General features: G+C 60.8%; 22 protein-coding genes. 12 read left to right on the top strand and 10 right to left on the bottom strand.

The genetic code is table 11. From position 1 onward, the window contains the following. Positions 1–888: 888 nt before the first annotated feature. The 3 genes from PH551_RS31535 to PH551_RS31525 all read left to right on the top strand — a co-directional run bounded on the left by PH551_RS31535 (position 889) and on the right by PH551_RS31525 (position 2,954). Entirely contained in the window at positions 889–1,326 is a 438-nt protein-coding gene (locus PH551_RS31535) for an Imm50 family immunity protein (protein WP_285196283.1), read from the top strand. Positions 1,327–1,355: 29 nt separating this feature from the next. Then, entirely contained in the window at positions 1,356–1,835 is a 480-nt protein-coding gene (locus PH551_RS31530; protein WP_285196282.1) for a GFA family protein, read from the top strand. 222 nt (positions 1,836–2,057) lie between these two features. Continuing rightward, positions 2,058–2,954, top strand: coding sequence for a glycosyltransferase family 25 protein (locus PH551_RS31525; protein WP_285196281.1), 897 nt, complete (start codon positions 2,058–2,060; stop codon positions 2,952–2,954). Here the strand turns inward: PH551_RS31525 and PH551_RS31520 are convergent. From PH551_RS31520 to PH551_RS31505, 4 genes are all read right to left on the bottom strand, one after another. Beyond that, on the bottom strand, positions 2,851–4,248 hold the full coding sequence (locus PH551_RS31520) for a sensor histidine kinase (protein WP_285196280.1): 1,398 nt from the start codon (positions 4,246–4,248) through the stop codon (positions 2,851–2,853). The genes PH551_RS31525 and PH551_RS31520 overlap by 104 nt on opposite strands. A gap of 58 nt (positions 4,249–4,306) precedes the next feature. Next, positions 4,307–4,990: a winged helix-turn-helix domain-containing protein gene (locus PH551_RS31515; RefSeq protein ID WP_285196279.1), complete on the bottom strand. Its 684-nt coding sequence runs from the start codon at positions 4,988–4,990 to the stop codon at positions 4,307–4,309. A 145-nt stretch (positions 4,991–5,135) separates the two neighbouring features. Beyond that, positions 5,136–5,261 carry a hypothetical protein gene (locus PH551_RS31510; RefSeq protein WP_285196278.1) on the bottom strand — a complete coding sequence of 42 codons (126 nt, stop codon included), beginning with the start codon at positions 5,259–5,261 and terminating at the stop codon, positions 5,136–5,138. Between the two features lie 283 nt (positions 5,262–5,544). Continuing rightward, complete coding sequence (locus PH551_RS31505; RefSeq protein WP_085777293.1) at positions 5,545–5,889, bottom strand: ArsR/SmtB family transcription factor; 345 nt, start codon at positions 5,887–5,889, stop codon at positions 5,545–5,547. A 106-nt stretch (positions 5,890–5,995) separates the two neighbouring features. On the opposite strand from PH551_RS31505, the gene PH551_RS31500 reads away from it, so the two are divergent. The 6 genes from PH551_RS31500 to PH551_RS31475 all read left to right on the top strand — a co-directional run bounded on the left by PH551_RS31500 (position 5,996) and on the right by PH551_RS31475 (position 10,623). Then, the gene (locus PH551_RS31500) at positions 5,996–6,742 is read left to right on the top strand and encodes a glucose 1-dehydrogenase (protein ID WP_221126907.1); all 747 of its coding nucleotides are present in this window, start codon (positions 5,996–5,998) and stop codon (positions 6,740–6,742) included. A 324-nt stretch (positions 6,743–7,066) separates the two neighbouring features. Next, positions 7,067–8,353 (top strand): SDR family oxidoreductase, encoded by a 1,287-nt coding sequence (locus PH551_RS31495; protein ID WP_285196285.1) that lies wholly within the window; start codon positions 7,067–7,069, stop codon positions 8,351–8,353. Next, entirely contained in the window at positions 8,350–8,817 is a 468-nt protein-coding gene (locus PH551_RS31490) for a DUF2269 family protein (protein WP_285196277.1), read from the top strand. The genes PH551_RS31495 and PH551_RS31490 overlap by 4 nt, the downstream gene beginning before the upstream one ends. Positions 8,818–9,129: 312 nt before the next feature. Continuing rightward, on the top strand, positions 9,130–9,390 hold the full coding sequence (locus PH551_RS31485) for a DUF982 domain-containing protein (RefSeq protein WP_085777297.1): 261 nt from the start codon (positions 9,130–9,132) through the stop codon (positions 9,388–9,390). Continuing rightward, a complete protein-coding gene (locus PH551_RS31480) occupies positions 9,387–9,605 on the top strand; it encodes a hypothetical protein (RefSeq protein ID WP_285196276.1) in 219 nt (72 codons plus the stop codon). The genes PH551_RS31485 and PH551_RS31480 overlap by 4 nt, the downstream gene beginning before the upstream one ends. A 112-nt stretch (positions 9,606–9,717) precedes the next feature. Continuing rightward, on the top strand, positions 9,718–10,623 hold the full coding sequence (locus PH551_RS31475; protein WP_285196275.1) for an NAD(P)/FAD-dependent oxidoreductase: 906 nt from the start codon (positions 9,718–9,720) through the stop codon (positions 10,621–10,623). Between the two features lie 233 nt (positions 10,624–10,856). On the opposite strand, the gene PH551_RS31470 is transcribed toward PH551_RS31475, so the two are convergent. Further along, positions 10,857–12,125 (bottom strand): DUF892 family protein, encoded by a 1,269-nt coding sequence (locus PH551_RS31470; RefSeq protein WP_221157526.1) that lies wholly within the window; start codon positions 12,123–12,125, stop codon positions 10,857–10,859. A gap of 350 nt (positions 12,126–12,475) precedes the next feature. Here PH551_RS31470 and PH551_RS31465 point away from each other — a divergent pair, with 350 nt between their 5' ends. Continuing rightward, positions 12,476–13,027: a DUF1003 domain-containing protein gene (locus PH551_RS31465; RefSeq protein ID WP_085777301.1), complete on the top strand. Its 552-nt coding sequence runs from the start codon at positions 12,476–12,478 to the stop codon at positions 13,025–13,027. Positions 13,028–13,363: 336 nt separating this feature from the next. Here the strand turns inward: PH551_RS31465 and PH551_RS31460 are convergent, their stop codons facing one another. Further along, positions 13,364–13,753, bottom strand: a complete 390-nt coding sequence (locus tag PH551_RS31460; RefSeq protein WP_285196274.1) for a limonene-1,2-epoxide hydrolase family protein — start codon at positions 13,751–13,753, stop codon at positions 13,364–13,366. A 78-nt stretch (positions 13,754–13,831) separates the two neighbouring features. Beyond that, on the bottom strand, positions 13,832–14,572 hold the full coding sequence (locus tag PH551_RS31455; RefSeq protein WP_285196273.1) for an SDR family oxidoreductase: 741 nt from the start codon (positions 14,570–14,572) through the stop codon (positions 13,832–13,834). Positions 14,573–14,677: 105 nt separating this feature from the next. Between PH551_RS31455 and PH551_RS31450 the strand changes: the two genes are divergently transcribed. Further along, a complete protein-coding gene (locus PH551_RS31450; protein WP_285196284.1) occupies positions 14,678–15,619 on the top strand; it encodes a LysR family transcriptional regulator in 942 nt (313 codons plus the stop codon). A gap of 204 nt (positions 15,620–15,823) precedes the next feature. On the opposite strand, the gene PH551_RS31445 is transcribed toward PH551_RS31450, so the two are convergent. Beyond that, positions 15,824–16,099, bottom strand: coding sequence for a DUF4242 domain-containing protein (locus PH551_RS31445; protein ID WP_085777304.1), 276 nt, complete (start codon positions 16,097–16,099; stop codon positions 15,824–15,826). Between PH551_RS31445 and PH551_RS31440 the strand changes: the two genes are divergently transcribed. Then, positions 16,098–17,561, top strand: a complete 1,464-nt coding sequence (locus PH551_RS31440; protein ID WP_285196272.1) for a tetratricopeptide repeat protein — start codon at positions 16,098–16,100, stop codon at positions 17,559–17,561. The two genes, PH551_RS31445 and PH551_RS31440, sit on opposite strands and share 2 nt — an antisense overlap. 339 nt (positions 17,562–17,900) lie before the next feature. Here the strand turns inward: PH551_RS31440 and PH551_RS31435 are convergent, their stop codons facing one another. Both PH551_RS31435 and PH551_RS31430 read right to left on the bottom strand, forming a co-directional pair. Then, positions 17,901–19,607, bottom strand: a complete 1,707-nt coding sequence (locus PH551_RS31435) for an adenylate/guanylate cyclase domain-containing protein (RefSeq protein ID WP_285196271.1) — start codon at positions 19,605–19,607, stop codon at positions 17,901–17,903. 690 nt (positions 19,608–20,297) lie between these two features. Further along, positions 20,298–20,603 carry a helix-turn-helix transcriptional regulator gene (locus tag PH551_RS31430; protein ID WP_285196270.1) on the bottom strand — a complete coding sequence of 102 codons (306 nt, stop codon included), beginning with the start codon at positions 20,601–20,603 and terminating at the stop codon, positions 20,298–20,300. Between the last annotated feature and the right edge of the window lies 1 nt (position 20,604).

The raw sequence follows: 20,604 nt of genomic DNA, 5'->3' as shown, positions 1-20,604 counted from the left end.
GCGGCGCCTCACCTGGCCGGCGGTACCACGCCAAAAGCCGCGCCTCACGCGCTTCACCCGCGGTCGCTCCGGCAACAGCGGGCGCAATCGGCACCGGCGGTGCGTTGGGCAACAAGGCCAACCCCATCCTCCGTCATCCCAGGGCTTGACCCTGGGATCCACAGCCACGCACGCGGCTGCAGTTGTTTGCGCCGCACAGCGTCGGCACGCAGTGCCTCGCCCGCATGGATCCCAGGGTCAAGCCCTGGGATGACGGAGGATAGGTGGTGCCCGTATAGATAGGCGGCGTCGGCGCGATAACGTTCCTGCAAAGGCGGCGCCTCACGCTGGCCGGCGGTACCACGCCAAAAGCCGCCTCACACGCTTCACCGGCGGCAACTGCGGCAAAAGCGGCGCAAGCCGCAACGGCGGTGCGTTGGGCAACAAGGCCAACCCACAGTTTATCCGGAAGTTCATTCGGTTGCCGGAGAGCGTGCCCACCCTCTCCGTCATCCCAGGGCTTACCCGAGGATCCACGCTGATCTCCAACTCCGGGCATGGATCCCAGCCTCAAGGCCTGGGATGACGGAGGGTGCGGGTGCGGCTCCAATCGCGATGCCGATCGGAAGTGGGTAATGGCGTGGGCGCTTCCGGACCTATGGTCGCGTCCTGGCTTTGACCGGAGTGGGCCGCACAGAGTATCGAAGTGCATGGCTGTGTTAAGCACCTCCGCACGGCCCACAAACCTTACGATCGGCGAAGCCCGTTGTTCCCGAGCCGACGAAGTATTTTGATCGATCGCAGAAGGGGCGCCGCTGCTAATTTCGGTCACGTTGTGGCTTCAGTTTCCGTTGCTACGCCATCTTGAATTGCTATGCTGACGCCAGCAACTTTTCGTTCGGGTCGTCCATGATCTATTCTGATTTGCCCGGCGGGGCAGAATTGCTGGCGTGGTTTGGTAAACAGCCAACTTTCCACGACGCGGAAATCATCAGCCTTTCCCTCAACCGAACCGGCGCGAGTGAGTTGAAAATTCATGGCTGGATCATGACCGACGATGTTGATCCCAACGGTTATATCGTCCTCGATAAGCACGCCGTAGTGACGTTTAGGCTCGAAGGGGTCATGGACCTTCAACTGGATGGGTTCAGCGGCCAGAACGTCATTGCGGGACTAGTCCTCCGCTATGCGATCGACAGAGGTCGATCCTGCTATTATGCCATGCCTGAAGACCCCCGCGATATCGAAATTGAACTTATCCCATGCTACGGCCTGGACGGCTTCATCAGAGCAAAAAAGGTCGCCATCTCGTTCAATCCGGGCCGCCCGACAGGCGAGCGAGCGTAAATCAACGGTTTCAACATGAAATGAGCCAAATGCCCGTCTTTCATGCCAAGTGCAGCTGCGGCGCCCTGTGCCTGGAGATCGATGGCGATCCGGTGCACAATCACGTCTGCACGTGCACGCGCTGCCAGCGCGCATCCGGTGGCGCTCTCGCCCACAATGTATGGTTCCGTGAGGAAGATGTCAGAATCGTTTCCGGAGACTATTACCTATGGTTTCCGCAGGGCGAAGCCGTGCCGGATGTGATGAAAGCCTTCTGCCGGATCTGCGGTGGGGGCGGATTTTCCAGACCCGGCGCATACTTCCCCGGCACCGTCGTCATCGCGGCCGGCACATTCGCCGATCCGTCCTTTCCTGCGCCCGATCACGTTCATTGGTGGGACAATCGCCCTCAATGGATCGACCTCGCCCACTCGATCGAGCGTCATGCCGGAAATTACGGGTTCCGGCCGACGCGAGTTTCCGACTCCGGCGCGGCACGCAATGGGTCGCCGTCGTCATCGAAGGCGTGATTGATGTCATGATCGCGGGAAGGGAAGTGACCCATTGCGTGCAGCAAGCGAGATGTAGCGCGGCATTCTTACGGGCTTTTTGCCGGGACAATACCAATCCGTAAGAATGCATCGCTCGGCCGGCGATGGCGCAGCTTACGGAAATGTATGATTCAGGCGAAGTCCCGGTGAGATTGGCAGTGCAGGTTTGGCGTCGTCATTGCCAAGTCGAGGCCAGCTCTCATGAACATGCGCGCCACACCTGCCGCCCTTATGCCGGCCATTCATCCGGTCAGCCTGCGGGTGAATACCTACCTCATCAATCTCGACCGCGCGCCGTTGCGCCGGTTTCGAATGGAGCAGCTGCTGGAAGGCTTCGGCCTTGCCTATGAGCGCGTGGCGGCCGTCGACGGGGCGGGGTTGAGCCTGCCGCATCCCGACTTCGACGAGAGATCCTATCTCCGCCGGCACGGCCGCCGGCCGAACTTTTTCGAGATCGGCTGCTATCTCAGCCATGTCGTATGCGCCAGGCGCTTCCTCGGCAGCAATGCCGAATTCGCCCTCATTCTCGAAGACGATCTCGACTTCGACGATGATTTCGCCGAGCTGCTCGAGGCGGCCCTCCAGCACGAGGCGCAGTGGGACATTCTGCGGCTCTCGACGGTCAATTCCGGGCGGAAGCACGGGGTAGAGCCGCTGACCGCCGCCCGCTCGCTCGCCATCGCGCTGACCCGCGAGAAGGGCTCCGGCGCCTATTTGATCAACCGCAAGGCGGCGGGCTGGATTGTTGGGGCGATGCTGCCGATGCGGCTGCCCTATGATCTCGCCTTCGACCTGGAGTTCGATGAGGGGCTACGCGCCTGCTTCGTCGATCCGCTGCCGGTGAGCCAAAGGGCCGATCCCTGCTCGCAGATCCAGGCGGGGCTTTCGGCCTACCGGCTCGGCCGCCGCAGGCCGTGGAGCGTGCTGCCCTTTCGCGCTGCGGCCGAAATCCGCCGTTTTGTTGCCCGCTTCATCAGGCTCGCGGCGTGGCGGCTCAGGATTTCTCCGGCATCAATGGGAAGGCGATCGAAACACGAAGGCCGGGATAATTGTCCGTCAGCGCAATCTCGGCCGAATGCAGCTCGGCGATCGCCTTGACGAGGCTGAGGCCGAGGCCGCTTCCCGGCGTCGTGCGGCTCTTGTCGATCCGGTAGAGCCGCCGGAAGACCTTGTCCCTTTCGTCGGCGGGTATGCCGGGGCCGGTGTCGGCGACCGAGAGAAGGGCGCGGCTGCCGTCGCGGCGGAGCGAAAGCGTGATGCCGGTTCCGGCCGGGCAGTGGGTGATCGCGTTCTCCACCAGGTTGGCGATCATCTGCGTCAGGAGATCGCGGTCGCCCCAGATGACGGCGGGAGCGCGCGCGGCGATCCGGAACGACTGCCCCGCATCTTCGGCGACATCGCCATAGACCTCGGAGATGACGCTCAGCACCGCGTTGAGATCGGTCGCCTGGAAACGCTCTTTGCGGGCGCCGGCCTCGATCTGCGAAATGCGCAGCAGCGCCTCGAAGGTGAGATTGATCCGGTCGCTCTCGTTTCTGGCTTCATCAAGCAGAGCCGAAACATCCGCCTGCCGGTCGTTCTCGGCCGCGGCAGCATCGAGCGTCAGGCGCAGCCTGTTGAGCGGCGTTTTCAGATCATGGGCAATATCGGCGCTCACCTGCCGCATGCTCTCGACCAATCGCTGCAGCCGCTCCAGCGCCGCATTGATCTGGATTGCCACCGTATCGAGATCGTCGCCGTTGCCGGTGATCGGAATGCGGGCGTCGAGCGCGCCGTGGGAGACCTCGTTCATGGTGTTGGCGACCCGGTCCAGCCGTGCCTGGGCGCGAACGGCGAGAAAGACGCCGCCGCCGATCGCCGTCGCCACGACGATCGCCGCTGCCCATTCGAAGCTCACCAGCACGATCCGCAGCATCTCGTCGGCATCGTTGAAGTTCTCGGCCACGACAAGGCTGTAGGGGCCGATCGTCGAGACCTGCATCCGGTAGCGTTCATGTCCCTTCAGCCCGACATCGCCCGAGGTGACGGTATAGACGCCGTTCGGGATGCGGGGTGCCGCGAAATTGCCGGCAAGCTTGCGCCCGCCGGCATCGGTCAGCGAATAGAGCCCGTCGGAGGTCGACTGGAAGCTTGCATAATTGTTCAGCGTGTTGATCAGATCTTCGGTGTCGCCGGGCTGATAGGTCGAGACAATCAGTGAATTCATCTCGCTCAGCGACTGGTCGACATCACGGCCGAGTCCGAGGCTGAGCATGTGATAGATGATCGCGCCGCTGAAGACGAAGGCGACGACGAAGAGCACGCCGAAGGTGACGGCCAGGCGAAACGGCGTGCTCCTGCGCAGCCTAGAGCATGATGCCGAAAAGTGTGCGCGGTTTTCGGACGACATCATGCTCTTACTCTTCAAATTGCGAACAGGATTTGAGATTTTCAGGCCGATGGGCCTGAAATCATCCTGTTCGAGGCGCATGCAGGCTGTATCCGGTGTTGCGGATCGTATGCAGAAGCTGAGCCTGGAACGGCTTGTCGACCTTGGCCCTGAGGCGGCTGATATGGGTCTCGACGACGCTGGTCTTCGGGTCGAAGTGGAAATCCCAGACCCGCTCCAAGAGCATCGTCTTGGTGATGACGCGGCCTTCGCCGCGCATCAGCACCTCGAGCAGGGTGAATTCGCGCGGCTGCAGCTCGATCACCTGGCCGGCGCGCCGCGCCTCTCGCCGGATCAGATCGAGCTCGAGATCGGCGACCTTCAAGACGGTGCGCTGCTCCTGCACCGGCGGGCGCCGGCCGAGCGCATTGACGCGCGCCAGAAGCTCTGAGAAGGCGAAGGGTTTGGTGAGATAATCGTCGCCGCCGGCCTCCAGCCCCTCGACCCTGTCATCGACGCCGCCGATCGAGGTCAGGAACAGCGCCGGCGTGCCGACCTTCGCGGCGCGCAGCGAGCGCACGATCGCCAAGCCGTCAAGGCCCGGCAGCATGCGGTCGACGACGATGACGTCATAGGCCTCGCGCTGCGCCTGAAACAACCCGTCGCGGCCGTCGCCGATGACGTCACAGACATGCCCGGCCTCGGAGAAGCCCTTGGCGATATAATCGGACGCCTTGCTATCGTCCTCGATCAGCAGGATTCGCATCGGCCGCTCCCGGATGCCTGGTGCGGCAAGATCTAGCCGAGACGACAGTCTGGCGGCAACTTACGGATTGGTAAGGGAGGCGGGCAGGGTGCTCCACCGGTGAAGTTCGACTCGAGTGTGACAATGCCTCCCTGCAACTAGGGGCTCATTGCTGCTGGTTGCCCGTCCGGCCGGTCGGAGCGGCTCCCCACTGGCGTTCAAAGAATTTCGTCTTGGCGCCGAGATAAACGAGCGCGAGCAACAGGGCGATGCCGAAATAGCGGTGGACCAATTGTCCTCCCGACATGCGCCGGCAAGTCGCTATGGATCCCAGGGTCAAGCCCTGGGATGACGGAGAGTGGGGTTGGCGTTCTCGCCAAACGCGCCGTCGGCGCAGCGGATATCGGCTAGCGTGAATGACGAAGTCTGGCAGCGAGATCAGAAAGTGAGATTGCGTCAGGTTTGCCGAACCTCACCCTGTTACCGCAGGGCGCCTCACACTCTCCGTCGTCCTCGGGCTTGACCCGAGGACCCAGGCGAGCCACCAACAGCAGCTGCTATCGCTCCAAGAGCGGTCAACCCGTCTTCAGCTGCTCCGGAAGCTGTCCGTAAGCCGTCAGAATCGCCCTGACCAAGCCGGGAAAGCGCTCGTCGAGCTCGGCGCAGCGGGTCTGGTTGCGCATCTCCACCCCCTGGCGCTCGCTGCGGATCAGCCCGGATTCGCGCAGCACCTTGAAATGGTTCGACAGCGACGATTTCGGAATGACGCGGTCGCCGAGATCGGCGAGCGCTGAACAGGTGCCGCCGCAGGCGGTGCCGGCGAGCTTGGCGAAGATCGCGACGCGCTCCGGATCAGAGAGCGCATAGAGGATCGCCTCGGGTTTTATGTCCTCCAGGGCGGGATGAAAAATCGGTCGCATGAATTTTATATAGGGCCACTTGACATCGAGATCAACAGTTCCGAATTTCTGAACTACGGAACAAGCCGTCAATTCCGGCGGTCATCCGGATCAGAAGGAACAAGAGATGGCTAAGCTCACAGGAAAGGTCGCAGTGGTCACGGGAGCCTCCAAGGGCATCGGCGCCGCGATTGCCAAAGCGATGGCGGCTGAAGGTGCTGAAGTGGTGGTGAATTACGCCTCGAGCAAGGCCGGAGCCGACGCCGTGGTCGAGGCGATCGGCGCGGCCGGCGGCAAGGCCATCGCGGTGCAGGGCGATGTTTCCAAGGCCGAGCAGGCGCAGGGCGTGGTCGATGCCGCGGTCAAGGAATTCGGCAAGCTCGACGTGCTGGTCAACAACTCAGGCGTCTATGAATTCGCCCCGATCGGCGAGGTGACCGAGGAGCACTATCGCCGCATGTTCGACGTCAATGTTCTCGGCGTTCTCCTGACCACCCAGGCAGCGGCCAAGCATCTCGGCGAGGGCGGCAGCATCATCAACATCTCCTCGGTGGTCACCAGCATCGGGCTGCCGGCCACTGCCGTCTACACCGGCACCAAGGGCGCCGTCGAGGGCATCAACAGCGTGCTTGCCAAGGAGCTTGGCCCGCGCAAGATCCGCGTCAACGCCATTCTGCCGGGCATGGTCGAGACCGAGGGCACCCACACGGCCGGCGTCATCGGCTCCGATCTCGAACAGAACATGGCCGACCAGACGCCGCTCGGCCGCATCGGCCAGCCGGACGATATCGCCGATGTTGCCGTCTTCCTCGCCTCCGACGATGCCCGCTGGCTGACCGGCGAACGGCTGGTCGCGAGCGGCGGTTTCCGCTGAGGCTTGCGATGGCGGTGCGTGCGCCTTTATGGAGGCGCGCGCATACTGTGTCGGCAGAAGGTCCACCCTCCGTCGTCCTCGGGCTTGACCCGAGGACCCACGCCGGCGTCCTCGGCTGTGGCCATCGTCATTGGGATGACGGAGAATGAGGGTGCGTTTCCGTCCAACTCGCCGCATCGAGCAGACGCGATCTGGGAACTCAAGCACTCGCAATTGCTGGGTCGACGCAATTCAAAACTTATCCCAGCATTGTCACGAGGAAGGGCGCTGGAACGAAATCCTGCACGCACAGGTTCGGGGCTTTTGAGTGCGAAGGTCGTCCGTATGAAAATCCTTGTTACCGGCGCAACAGGTCTTGTTGGCTGTGCCGTCTGCGCCAGGCTAGCGGCATGCGGACATGATATCATCTGTGTGGTGCGTCCTGGAAAACGGCCGGTTGAAGGCACCGGCAGTTGGGTTGAAGTCGATGTGGGCAAAGCAGTGGCGCCCTCTGCCTGGCTGCATCATCTCGAGGGAATGGACGCCGTCGTCAATTGCGCCGGGGCATTGCAGGACGGAGTGACCCACAACATGGCCGGCGTCCACGCGCAGGGACCGGGAGCGCTGTTCCGCGCCTGCGAGCAATCCGGCGTGCGCCGTGTGATTCATTTCTCGGCAATTGGAGTGGATCGGCAGCAGTCATCGACGTTCTCGCGGACGAAACTTTCCGGCGACATGGCCTTGATGGAGACGGATCTCGACTGGGTAATACTGCGTCCGTCCGTGATCCTTGGTGATGCGGCCTTCGGGTCCAGTGCATTGTTTCGCGGACTTGCGGCGCTGCCGTTTCTGCCAGTGATGCCATCGACCGGGAAACTTCAGGTCGTGCAGCTCGAAGACGTCGCCGAAACCGTCATTCGGCTGCTCGACAAAACGGCCCCGTCGAAAATCGCGCTCGAAATCGTCGGACCGCAGGCGCTCGAGTTTGAAGAGATTGTAGCGCGATACCGCAGATGGCTTGGCTGGCGTCCGGCCAAGCGCTACCTGCTGCCCCGCCCGCTTGCCAGCCTTCTCTATTGGCTCGGCGATTTTGCCGGATTGCTGGGCTGGCGGCCGCCGGTCCGAAGCACGGCCGCAAGGGAGATCGCGCGCGGCGCCATCGGAGATCCAGGCGAATGGATAGCCGCCACCGGAATCCGGCCATCGTCGTTGGACGATGCCTTGACACGTCGCCCGGCTTCGGTTCAGGAGCGTTGGTTTGCAAAACTCTACTTCCTGAAGCCCGTCACTTTTGTGCTGCTGCCCATCTTCTGGATATCGACGGGAATAATCTCGCTGACATCGGGTTTCGAGCAGGGTGTCAAGCTGATGATGGGGAGCGGGGCAGGTAGTTTGGCGGCACCAACCGTTATTGCCGGGGCACTTGCAGACATCGCGATAGGATGCGCCATCGCCATACGCCGCACTGCGCGGTGGGGCCTTTACGCAGCTATCCTGCTGTCACTTTTCTATGCGGCGGCCGGCACCGCGATATTGCCGGAGTTATGGAATGAGCCGCTTGGCCCGTTGACAAAGATATGGCCGATCCTCGTGTTGCACCTGGTTGCTCTTGCGATCTTGGAGGAGCGATGACCTATTTCGCGTTGAAATTCCTGCATATCATCGGCGCCACCGTTCTCCTCGGCACCGGCGCGGGCATCGCCTTTTTCATGTTGGTCGCGCATCGGACCGGCAATGCAGCGACCGTGGCCGCCGTCGCGCGGATCGTGGTCATTGCGGATTTCGTCTTCACCACAACCGCCGTGATCGCTCAGCCGGTCACCGGCATGGCGCTCGCCTGGTATGTCGGCTATTCGCTTTGGGAGCGCTGGATCGTTTGGTCGATTGTTCTCTATCTCATCACGGGTGCTTTTTGGCTGCCGGTCGTTTGGATGCAGATGGAGATGCGCAAGATTGCGAAAGAAGCAGCGGCCAATGATGAGCCCCTGCCAGCGCGATACCATCGGCTGTTCTGGACCTGGTTCTATTTCGGCTTTCCGGCTTTCGCGGCGGTGCTGGCAATTCTCTGGCTGATGATCACCCGCCCGGTTGGATAATCCGCCAAGTTCCGGCTTTTCGACCAACCTCCTGCCTGTCCGACCTCCTTGCCACCCTCCGACCGGAAATGTGGACTCGGCGCGCGCCGGCTCCACCGCCGCTGCACGAACTTGGCGTCATCGCGGACGCCGTCGCTCAGACTGCACACTCCAGCGAATCCGTCCCTATCGACGCTCGTGTAAGATCTTAACGATCACGACCTTCTCCCCATGTTCTCTTCCAAGCTGTCCGATAACGGACCAACCATTACGGCTTGGGAACTCGGACAGCTGAAGGCGGTTGTCGGGGCAAACCTGGCAATGAGGTCTGCAATGGAAAAGGTTATCAATATCGATTTCCATGTCACTTGGAAGCCACCGGTATACGTCCGGATCGGCGACGGCATGCGTGAGCGCATTGAGGGTCCGGACGCGGCGCTTGCGGCGCTTCTCCATCGCTGGCCGTCGACCAATTCTCGTGAGTTCGGCATCGCCAAGCGCAGATGCGTCGATGCCATCGCTCGCCGTGGAAGTGCCGAGGGAGCCCGCAAGGCGTTCATGGAGGCGGCGCTCGCCGCGAGGGTATTCGCATGACCGTGCTTTCAATCGACGCACCGCACTGGGCGATACTTTTGGGGACGTTGACGCTTACATGCTGGATTGCTGCCGGCCTGGCGGCCGTTCTCGGGACGGCTGAGGAGATCAGGCACGGCCAAGCCGGGAGATTTGCCGGCTATATGACAACGGGCCTCGCTGGGGCGGGCGTTGGCTCCGCACTAGTGATGATCACCATCTTGATATCCGCCTGACGAGCAACGAACGCCGGACGGCTTCCTCGGAGCGGTCTACCTGGTCGATGCAGGCGATGTGAGATATTCCAACGCCCTAAGACATCTTGAGCGGCGACGGTCTGGAGACACGATGCGCGACTGCATTATCATCGGAGGTGGACCTGCTGGCTTGACTGCGGCCGTTTATCTTGCGCGCTACCACCTTTCGACAACCGTCTTCGACGACCATTGCAGTCGTGCCGCCACCATTCCGATTTCCCATAACCTCGCAGGGTTCCCGGAGGGTATCAGCGGAAGGGAGCTTCTCGCCAGGATGCGCACGCAGCTTCAAAGGTACAAAGTTGAGATCCGCAGTGAGGGCATCAGACAGCTTCAGCAGGAGCATGACGGCTTTCGCGTTGTTTCCAGTCACGGCGGCATGCGGGCGCGAACAGTCCTTCTCGCCACCGGCGTCACCGACCGCAAGCCACCGATGCTGGCCGAGCGTCATGACGAGGCTGTTGCGCGCGGCCTTATCCGCTACTGTCCTGTCTGCGACGGGTTCGAGATCACCGACAAGCCTGTCGCCGTCATCGGTTGCGGATCGAGAGCGTTTGCAGAGGCGCTGTTCCTGCGGAGTTATACGACACACGTAACGATCATTACTCCGCAAGAGGAACACGAGCTCTCGGAAATTGAGGTCAATCGGCTGCGGGACTTGCGGATCGGCCTCCAGGAAGGTCCGATAAAATCTATCGACCCTGAGCGCGATACGATCACAATCGCAACAGCTTCGAGCATCGGCGTGTATTCGTCTATTTACCCGGCGCTAGGATCGGACGTTCGGTCGGAACTGGCAGCTATGGTCGGCGCAGAATTGTCGGAGAACGGCTGCGTCATCGTCGACGGTCACCAAAGGTCAACCCTTCCTGGCCTTTATGCAGCCGGAGACGTGGTCATCGGCTTGGATCAGATCGGGACCGCAATGGGGCAGGCGGGCATAGCGGCCACTGCGATCCGAAACGATCTGAACGAGGCTAGCCCTCTAGCGCGCTAAGGGATGCCGTCGCTTCTGAGCCCCATCACTGCATTTCCAAGAAAGTTTGTGGACAGGGTGAGCCTGAGCCTTGCTCTACGTCGGCGCTCACGATCTCGCGAATCAAAGTTGAGCCGCTGCCAGGAAGCTCGGCGGGGAGGCGTGCGAAAGAGCCTTAGCCCAATTCCGCCGTAAAGCGGCACCCGCAGTCGGCGCCTCTGACGCCTCCGCGGGTGCCACGATTACCAGCCACGTCAACGGACGCTGGCAGGCATTCTTGCCGCCGACATAAGCGGTTGAGCAAGCTGATCCAACAGATGGCCCGCATTCTGTTCCTCACCCAGCGACAATGTCAGCAATCGAGCGACCGCCGGCTGTGCAAGCTGAAGGGCAAGATTACGCGCGGTGGTGTAAGCGGCAATTTCGTAATGTTCGACGCGCAATGCTGCACCGATCAGAGCCAGATCTGCAGGAGCGTCTTCTCTCTTCTTGCCTTCCGCCATCACCTCTTCACCCTCCTCGATCAGGCCAGCCATTCCCTTGCAAGGTTTTGCTCTTGCCGCGGAGCCGAGTACTCGCAGACACTCGTTCAGCCGTTCGACCTGCGCTTCGGTCTCGGCAAGATGTTTCTGTAGCAAAGTCTGCAGTTGCTGGGAGCGGGCTGCCTTCTGCAGCTTGGGGAGCGCTTTGAGCAATTGCTTTTCGGCATGCAGCAGGTCGCGAAGCTCGTCCACGAGCACCGCCTCGATCCCTTCCGATCTTTCCGGCGGCGCGCTTCGCGCTTCGATCGACGGTGCAGTCTCGTCGGCGCCCTTGAATCCCTGGAACGCCGGAGCCTCGACGAATTTCCAGGGCTCTCCTTCGTTCCACGGACCGCGAACATCGACCTCGCCGAGGTCGCCTTCGCCCGTCGAGTCGTTGAAGAATTGGTCGACCAGCCCCGGTGTGGGAGCGATTCTTCCAACACTGAGGGGAGGTTTACCCATGCTTTCGAGTGCGAGCTGGAATGCCCGCATATGGGTGATCTCTCTTGTCATGAGAAATTGCAGAGCGTCCTTCGTGCCGGAATCGCGGCAGAAGTCGATCAGGCGTTCATAGACGATCTTCGCACGGGCTTCGGCTGCGATATTGCTTCGCAAGTCCACGTCCAGCTCGCCGGTTATCTTCAGATAGTCGGCCGTCCAGGGGTTGCCCATGGAATTGAAGAGGTTCACGCCGCCGCCTCCAGCAATGGCAATTAAAGGATCGGCTTCAGCCTCCTCGCGAACGGACTTCAAGGGTTTTAGGTGCATTCTGGCAAGCGTGCCGACGATTTCGAGATGGCTGAGCTCCTCGGTGCCGATATCCATCAGCAGGTCTTTCCGCCCGGGATCCTCGCAGTTCAGGCCCTGGATCGAATACTGCATTGCCGCCGCGAGTTCACCGTTGGCGCCGCCGAACTGCTCAAGGAGCATATTTCCGAATCGGGGATCAGGCTCATCCACCCGAACGGTGTACATGAGCTTTTTGACGTGATGGTACATGCCGCGTCCTCCTTTGAACTGGCCCATAACCGCACTCGGTGGCGAATGTTCCACACGGGCCGGCGGAGGAGGTAGCTAGTCACCCGGTCGTCAAGCGCGTGCAATCTTTCGGTCAAGCCTACTCGCCAGCGCAGAGTTGCCGCATAATACTTGATTGCTGTCTGAGTTAGCCGCGCCCACAGTCAACTCCACTCAAAGCGAGATATTGCAGAACGACGGCGGCAACGCTTGGCGCAAACTGCCGGGGCGACGTTCGCCCCAGGGAATTGCAGCCAACATTGAACCGGATCTTCGCAGGGCAGTTTTCGGCAAAGGTGGAAACCATCAATTACAGATCCGAGGATTGCGGAATGAACGACGACCATCCGGAGCGCAAAAGCCCGACAACACCGGCCGCGGAAGGATTAACGCCTGCGTTAACCCGTAACATCGAGGCTATCATGCAGCGCCGCCGGCAGAGCCAAAATGCAGCGTCTGCTCAGGAGCGTTCCGCTGCTTTGATCAGCAAGTTCGCCGGTTCCATGATGTTCGTCTACATTCACATCGTGTTTTACGGAGTCTGGATCATCGCCAATGTGGGATTGCTCCCACAGGTTCCACCCTGGGACCCCTCTTTGGTGATTCTCGCTATGGAGGCTTCGGTCGAGGCGATCTTTCTCTCGACGTTCGTCTTGATCAACCAGAACCGAATGGCTGCACAAGACAACATCCGCGCCGACCTCGACCTCCAGATCAGCTTATTAAACGAACACGAGACGACACGCCTGATCGCCATGGTCGAAGCCATTGCAAAGAAGCTTGAAGTCCCGACCGAGGCGGACCATGAGGTCGAAGAGCTGAAGAAGGACATCGCGCCGGAAGCCGTGTTGGATCGCATCCAGGCGGAAGGGGAAGACAAGTAGAAGGGGCAATGTTCGCGCTGTAAAAGCGAGGATGTTGGTGCCTCGCCGTTGTTGTCGGCGCAGTGGACGGCCGCTGTCGGAAAGAGCTTGTAGGCGGCCACGGATGCCGTGTTGATGATGTGGCCGCGGTTTCCGCTGAGGCTTGCGATGGCGGTGCGTGCGCCTTTGGCGCGCGCATAGTGTATCGGCAGAAGGTTCACCCCTCCGTCGTCCTCGGGCCTGACCCGAGGACCCACGCCCGCCTCCGCGACTGTCCGGCTCAAGGCCTGGAATGACGGTGAGTGGGGGGTGCGTTGCCGCCCGCTCGCCGTTGGCCCTCCAATATATTCCATCGAGTTATTTCCCGATGAGAACCAACTGCCGATCGAAATCAGAGGGATCGAAATAGTCGCGCCACACGGTGATCGCTCCCTCCACGACCGTCAGCGTCCCCATGACCGGAAGTATGATTTTTCCACCACTCTCATGCAGGAACACATCAAGCCGTTCGTTAAGGACGACATTTCCCGCCGCCGCGATCTGTGTCACCGTCCAATCGACGGTGAATGTCGTTCCAATTCCAAAATCCCGGTGAAACTTTCGGACGTTCTCGCGCCCGACGATATTCGGGAACGGTACGTTGTCATACAGCACTTCTTCGGAAAGCATGGCGATCGCCTCGTCGATGTGGCCGGTGTTCCAGTGGCCGAAAAAGGTCAGGGCTGTCTTGGTTGGGTCAGTCGACATTCAGTGAATTCCTTCTTGAAGGGTTCGAAAACCCGAGCGACATTTCAGAGAGGTCTGGCTCGCAATGCTGAAAAGCCTTCAGACCAGCCGCGATCCACCATCCAGGTTGAGCGTCGCGCCGTTCATCCAGCCATTCGCCATCAAGAACACGACTGCCGCCCCGGCTTCCTCAGCGCTCCCCAGACGATGTAACGGCAATGTTGCCCTGAGGCCCTCGACAAAGGCGTCGCGACCGTCGCCAAGTGCCTTGCCGAGCAGTGGAGTATCGATCGGACCCGGCGAAAGGGTGTTCACCCGGCGCGGCGCGAGTTCCAACGCCAGGCCGCGTGCCAATGCTTCCATCGCCGCCGAAGCGGCAGCGAGAACCGCGGTCCCATAGGCATTCGGCCGGTCGCCCAGTGCTCCGGAGATGAATGTCACCGAACCGTCGGCGGCGAGCCGGTCTCCAAGGGACCGAAGCGTATATATCGCCGCCCAGACGCGCTCTTCGAACGCGCGGCGGAGATGGTCGACGTCCGCTTCCAGCACCTTGCCGACGACGAAGCTTCCGGCCATCAAGACGAGGTGATCGACATGGTCGATATCAGCGAGCGCGGATTCGATGGCCGCGCGCTTGGTCACATCGGCCGTCCTCCAGCCACTGAGGCCATGTTGTTCTGCGGCTTGTTTTGCCCGTTCGGCGTCAGATCCAACCACGATGACTTTTGCGCCGAAGGACTTGGCTTGTGTGGCTGCGGCGAGGCCGATCCCCGAGGTGCCGCCGACGATGAGTATGGTTTTGCCTGAAAGGGTATCCGAGATGTTTGATTGAGTGCCCATCGCTCTGGCTCCGTTGTGGAGGCGCTCGATTGCGCCGATGGCCAGAAAGTAATTCCAATTGCCTCGATTGATAATTGGCCCATTATTCGCTTTACTCATGCCGTCATGGCACAAATCGGTATAGAACGTCTCACGGGCCTTATTGCATTTGCGCGGGCCGCATCCCTTGGAAGCTACACGGCGGCAGCCCGCGCGCTCGCGGTGTCACCGTCGGCCGTCAGCAAGAGCGTCCAGCGGCTCGAGCAGCAGCTCGGCATTGTCCTGTTCCTCCGTACCACGCGCTCTCTGACGCTTACGCCGGAGGGCCGCGATCTGCACGATCGCGCGCTGCGTCTGTTGCGGGAAGCCGAGGATATCGAGCAGGCCGCAATGGCCGCTCGCGCCGAACCGTCCGGCATTCTCCGGATATCGGCACCACTTCCGGTCGGCGTGCATATACTCGGCCCTGCGCTTCCTCGCTTGCGCGCACGCCATCCGAAACTCGCGATCGATCTGCGCCTGGGAGATCAGTTCGTGGACATGATCGAGGAAGGTATAGATGTCGCCATTCGGGTTGGAGCACTGGCCGACTCCCGTTTGAAGTCCCGACGGCTTGCGTCGCATCGCCTTTGCGCCTTTGCTTCGCCCGAGTATCTGAGGCGACGGGGTACGCCTCGACATCCTGACGAACTGGCGGGGCATGACTGCGTCAATTTTCGCTTCCAGAGCTCGGGTCAGACACTTCGCTGGCCCTTTGCATCAGGAAAACGAGTCTTCGAGGCCACGCCGGAAATTGGGATCACGGTGGACACAAGCGATGGTGTCGCCGCTGTCCTCGTCGCCGGCGGCGGCGTCGGCATCTCTCCAACCTACATCGCCGCGCCCTATGTAAAACGCGGCGAGCTCGTGCCGATCCTCGCCGCCTTCGCCGTCGACCGCTCCAGCATGATTGCACTCTGGCCAGAGAGCCGCCGCGCCAATCCGAATGTCAAAGCATTTCTGACATTTCTCGATGAGGTTTTCCCGGCGCGTCCACCTTGGGACGAGGTGGTGTTTGCCGGACAGTAGTGTTGCGGGGTTCGGGTGGCGCTAGCGGGAAGGCCGGACTTCGGCGCTGATCGCAATCCCCCAAAGCGCCGCCCGACCGGCTTGGCCGCAGGGCTGGTCTATGACCCATTGAGCCAACAAGAGTTTCAGCCAGCCCGAAAGGCTCAAGGCCGGGGCTGACCGGACGCGGTGTCGCAACAATTGCGCTTTGTTGCGCTGGATGCGCTAGTTCACATCGTCGGCCGAGATGTGCCTGACTTCGGTAATTCTCACCAGCGGGATCTCGGCGCGTTCGTTTGCCTCCTTCACATCCTGCTCCGACGAAGCGTCGAATAGGCAGAATGATCGTTCCTCGGCGGGGATGAATGTCGAGCGCAGATAGCGCACCGGCTTACCCTGCCTGGTCATCTCGGCAGTGACATTTTTTGCGCGCGATGCCGCTGCACTGAGCTGATCGGGAGTGATTCCTGGCAGATGTCTTTCGACCATGTACTGTGGCATGATGATTGTCCTTGTGTTGAGCGATGACAGCATGCGTTTGGACATGTCGCGCCATCGCTTTAACTTCCGGCCGTTGCGAATGGACATCTATTTTGCCGCCGTATTCACCGACCTCGTCCGACACTCAGCGGTTTGGAACACGGTTTCGCGCGACACGATCACGAGCGCGATTGCGGAATATCGTTACCTGTCTCAGACGCTTGCCAGCCAATACGGGCGACGGCACGAGAATTTTACAGGCGACGGGCATCTTTATCTATTCGAATCTGCTGATGTAGCCGTCCATTTCTCGTTGAAACTCATCGCTTATTGGAAGCAGCGGCGGCGTCACCTGACAGCCGGCCAGGCGCACGATCTGCCAATCCGGGTGGGCTGCCACTTCGGCGAATGTTCCCGAATGCACGATGACGACGCCTGGATCGGTCGTGCTTTGAACATCGCCAAGCGGGTGGAATCATGTGCCGAGCCGGACACCCTCTTCGTCACGCAGACCATCCTCGATCTTATCGATTTGCCCGTCTATCTCTTCCAGGAGGTTGATGTCTTCGAACTCAAGGGCGACTTCCTGCCAAGGCGACATCTCTATCGGATCGTGTCAGTCGACCACGCAGCGCTTGCGGGGCGTTCCGAAGAGCGGATGACCGCCGAGGACTGGTTCCTGAAAGGGGCGGGAATGACCGCTGCGGATGAGAGGGAGTTGGCAGAGGAACGGCATTGTTACGAAAAGGCATTGGAGCTACGCGCGGACTATCCGGAAGCGCACAACAATCTCGGTGTCATCCTGAAGGCCGCCGGCGACAGAACCGCCGCTGAGGCCCGCTACCGGGATGCCGTTCGTCTCTGGCCCCAATATCCGGAAGCTCACTACAATTTCGCGATACTCCTCGAGGAAACCGATCGCCCCGATGAAGCGGCAGCCCATTATCGGCTGGCTCTAAAGTGCCGACCGGGTCACGTCGACGCCCTTCTGCGTCTGGCTGGTCTTTTCGACGAATGGGGTGACCGCTTCGAAGCGCATCAGCATTTTCAGGAGGCCCTGCGGCTTCGACCGGGCTTTGCCGAAGCCCACAACAATTTCGCGGTCTTCCTCGAGAAAAACGGTGATGCGGGAGCCGCTGAGGCGCACTACCGACAGGCGTTGCAGCTGAGGTCAGACTACGCCGAAGCGCATTATAACTATGCGATGCTTCTTGAGGCTCGGGACGTCGAGGCAGCAGAATCACACTATCGCGCAGCACTGAGCTCGTCGCCGAATTACGCCGAAGCACATAACAATCTTGGGGTGCTGCTTCACGAGAAAGGCGCCTTCATGGAAGCAAGGTCACATTATCTTACGGCGATAAGGTCGCGTCCCGGGGACCCCCAGTCGTATCGGAACCTGGCCCTTCTGCTGGCAGCAATGGGCGAGCAGGAGCAGGCGGATCGCTATGCCCGGAAAGCGAACGAGCTCTCTTCAGGGTGAGCATGGCGGGCACGTTCGGCCGCAGGCGGCAGTGGCCGGGCTTGACCCGAGGACCCACGCCGGCACTATCGGCTGTGGCCATGGATTCCAGGCCCAAGGCCTGGAATGACGAGGCTGGAGGTGCGTTTTCGCCCAACTCGCCGGCGGCGCGGCGCCTTGCAAATCGCTACAATGATCGGCTTTGGAGTAATCATCGCTAGCTCGGTTAGCTTCGCACCTTGACCAGGCGCATATGGTCGTTTCGAATAATAGCGCTGTGACAGAGATGGCAGAAATGCGCCGCCAGCGCATTTCCGTTGATCAAGTCCTGAGCGCGTCCGGACTGTCCTCCTCCGGCTGTCACGTCTCCGGCAGGCCAGCCTTTCGGAAGCCGTCGACAAAGTGGTCTCGTACAGATGCATCGCGCAGCGGCTGGGAACTGAGCCAATGACCGATCGTGAAATGAGGGTGGGCGATCAGGAACAATTCCGCTTCTCGCCGCGCCTCCTCATGGTGGCCCAACTGCGCAAGCGCAGCAGCCAGGAATTTGCGTGAGTTGGTGCGATACGTTTCTTTCCTGCGCAGTGTAGCGGTTGCCGCCTCATAGTCACCCGCAGCGTATTGCGCCTGGCCAAGATGACAAAGATACCAGCAGGCTGGATAGGGATTGAGCCGCAGAGCTTTTTCGATCTGCGCCAGTCCGTCGGCAATCCTGCCGTCCAGCACGGACATATCAGACATGGCGGCCCAGGTATCGGCGTGGTTGGGGTCGAGTTTCAGGGCCATGGCGAAGGCGGCCTCGGATTCCTCCCATCGCCGCTCATAAGCCAGAATGGTCCCCAGCACGTAACGGCATCCGGCATCGTTGGGATCGAGGTCGACCGCCTTCTGTGCTGATGTCACCGCCATCTGCCGGTTCGGCTCTTCGGGCTCGCCGAAATGAGTCCAGGCAAGCCAACGGTTATAGGCGAGCAGACCGAGCGCCTCGGCATAGGATGGCTCGAGCTTGACCGCGCGTTGGAGCAGCATATAGGCCTCACGCTCGGTTTGCGGCGACTCTTCCGTCAGCAGGCGGGCGCGCACACACAGATCGTAGGCCTCGAAATTTTTCGGCCGATTGCGCGGCGCGGGAATGGTCAGCCGGCCGACGAGAGCTTCAACAATCTTGGCGTTGACCTCATCCTGCAACTCGAAAACATCTTCCAACGTCCTGTCAAACCGTTCGGCCCACAAGTGCTGGCCGCCAAGGGCGTCGACCAATTGAGCATTGATGCGGACACGGCCCATGGCGCGTCTGGCGCTCCCCTCGAGGACGTAGCGGACGCCGAGTTCCTGGGCGACGAGCCGTACGTCGATCGGCTTGCCTTTGTAGCCGTAGACGGAATTGCGCGCGATGACGAACAGGCCAGCCGTGCGGGAAAGGTCGGTGATCAGGTCTTCAGTCAATCCGTCGACGAAAGGCTCGTCCGTTTCATTTCCACTCATATTCGTGAACGGCAATACAGCGATCGAGGGATTTTCCGGCAGCGGCAATATGCTCTGCAGCGCATCCGGCCAATGCCACACGTGGACTGGGCGGGTCAGGTTCTTCAAATAGCGTTCACCTGCATCGAAGAACTGGTCGGCGATCTCGCCGACGATCTCGCCGTGAACGCTGGCTGAAATGCAGATACCTCCCGGCGCGGCCTGCGTCTGTAGGCGCGCCGCGACATTGACCCCGTCGCCGAGGACGTCTGAACCGTCGTCGATGACATCTCCGAGATTGACGCCCACGCGCAAAAGCAGGCGCCGGTCTTCGGAACCCTCAACAGCGGTGGTGGCTCGTTGCATTTCCAAGGCTGCGTCGACCGCGTCCACCGCGCTGCCGAATTCGATCAGGAAGCCGTCGCCCACAACCTTGAAGATGCGACCCTTGTGACGCAACACAGCCGGCTCGATAACGCCGGAACGGAGTTCCCTGAGGTTCTCAAGCGTTGCAACTTCATCAGCCTCCATCAGGCGTGAATATCCCACCACATCGGCAACGACGATGACGGCAAGGCGACGCTGAAGAGAATGATCCGTCATTTGAGGACAAGCCCCACGACCAAGTTCCCAAGTTATTGTTCAAGCGCGGGTGAGTCAACAAAAGGTAAGGGCTGATGCCCGGGCGACCTCCACCTCCATCAAGCCGTCATCCCTCTTTGTGGCCGCCGGCGTCGAGTGGACGACACGGAAATAAGGATCCATGGATTGCGGACGGTTCTTGAACGTCTGGGGGCGGCGAGCGGCTGGCGGCGAGCGGCGGCTTCCGCTGAGATGGGAGTGAAAAGCGCGCGCTTCTTCAGCGCACACATACTCGGATACCGTTCCACCCGTCCTCCGTCGTCCTCGGGCTTGACCCGAGGACCCACGCCGGCATCATCGCCTATGGCCATGGATTCCAGGCTCAAGGCCTGGAATGACGGAGGTTGAGGGTGCGTTTCCGCCCAACTCGCCGGCGGCGCAGCGTTTGACAAATCACTACAATTATCGGCTTTGGCGCAATCATCGCTGGCGCTGTTTGCTTCGCACCTTGACTAGGCGCGTATTGCCATTTCGAATAACAGCGTTGTGACAGAGATGGCAGAAATGCGCCCTCATATCGGTCGTAAAAGTCGCCATCGCGCTAGCCCTAAAGCCGACATAGCTCCGCAGCGGCGACTTGTCTCCTGCGCGCCAATAGAGGTCATAAGCCAGATACGGTGGTTACGCGACGGCGAGGTCGTATCCGATGTTTCAAGTAGCTGTGCCAAGTTGTTCCTTACCCCTGCCGAACTGCCTGGGCGGCCGGCCCATAACACGCTTGAAAGCGGTATTGAAGGAATGCTCCGACGCATATCCGAGCGAAGCCGAAATCTGTGCGATGGACTCCCTTCCTTGAGAGAGTCTCTCTGCCGCCGACATCATGCGTCTCTGCGTGAGATATGACATAGGGGTCTCTCCGACGCGTCTTCGGAAATGATTTGCGAAACTCGAACGCGACATTCCGGCCTTGTCGGCAAGCGCTTCCAGAGTCCAGGCGCGTGACGGCTCGGAATGCATC

Source organism: Rhizobium atlanticum (genome assembly GCF_030182485.1).
Taxonomy (GTDB): Bacteria; Pseudomonadota; Alphaproteobacteria; order Rhizobiales; family Rhizobiaceae; genus Rhizobium.
Note: the sequence above shows the minus strand (reverse complement) of the source record. Positions and strands in the feature narration are given on the sequence as shown.